We start from the raw sequence: 676 nt of genomic DNA, 5'->3' as shown, positions 1-676 counted from the left end.
ACGGCGGAGGCCGGCGGCGTCGCATGATAGGCCGTCGCGGTCGTCCATGGGACGATCGTGTCGAACGCGAACGGGCCCGGCACGCCCTGCGGGCCGGACGTTCCGGTCGGCCCCTGATTGCCCCGCCTCGCGATCAGCAGCCAGCGATGTGCAGCCAGGTCGGCCGCGAAGGCCGCCGCGGTGTGGTCGGCGGTGCAGACGTAGGTCTCGCCGTCGAAGGTCACGACTGACGCGGGCGCATCGGCGGCGTAGGCCGCGCCGGCCGTCCAGGCGGTCACGACGCCGAACGGCAGCGGCCCCGGCGGGCCCTGGGCTGGCACCGCGATCTCGGACACCTCCGGGAGCGCCTCGCCGTCGATCTCGACCTCGGCATCGTCGGCCGAGACGATGACGTCGGTCATCGGCTCTCGCCCACGTCGTGGACGAGCTGCCCGTACCACATGCGGAGGCGGCGCCCGTCAGGCGTGATGCGCAGCAGCGAGTGCACATAGGTGGCGGCCGGCAGCAGAACGAGACGAGCCTGCGGGATGAAGAGCGTGAAGGCGCCGGCCGGCGCGTCCGTGATGGTCAGCTCGCCGGTCTCGGTCGTCAGCTCGAGGGCCGCCTCGTGGTCGGTCGCCTTGCGGCGGACCTTCATCAGCAGCCGGTTCTGGGTGAGCGGAATCGGCACCGCCGG

Annotated in this window: 2 protein-coding genes; both read right to left on the bottom strand. The window is 72.6% G+C overall.

The window, feature by feature from the left end; all coding sequences use genetic code 11:
* Positions 1-401: hypothetical protein (locus CH341_RS31715; RefSeq protein ID WP_425376230.1), on the bottom strand; the 401-nt coding region annotated here is incomplete at its 3' end.
* The coding region (locus tag CH341_RS34730; protein ID WP_170149894.1) for a hypothetical protein at positions 398-676 on the bottom strand (279 nt) is incomplete at its 5' end. The genes CH341_RS31715 and CH341_RS34730, both read right to left, overlap by 4 nt.

Origin of the sequence: Rhodoplanes roseus (assembly GCF_003258865.1) — a bacterium.
Lineage (GTDB): Bacteria > Pseudomonadota > Alphaproteobacteria > Rhizobiales > Xanthobacteraceae > Rhodoplanes > Rhodoplanes roseus.
This window is presented reverse-complemented; position numbering and strand designations above follow the sequence as displayed.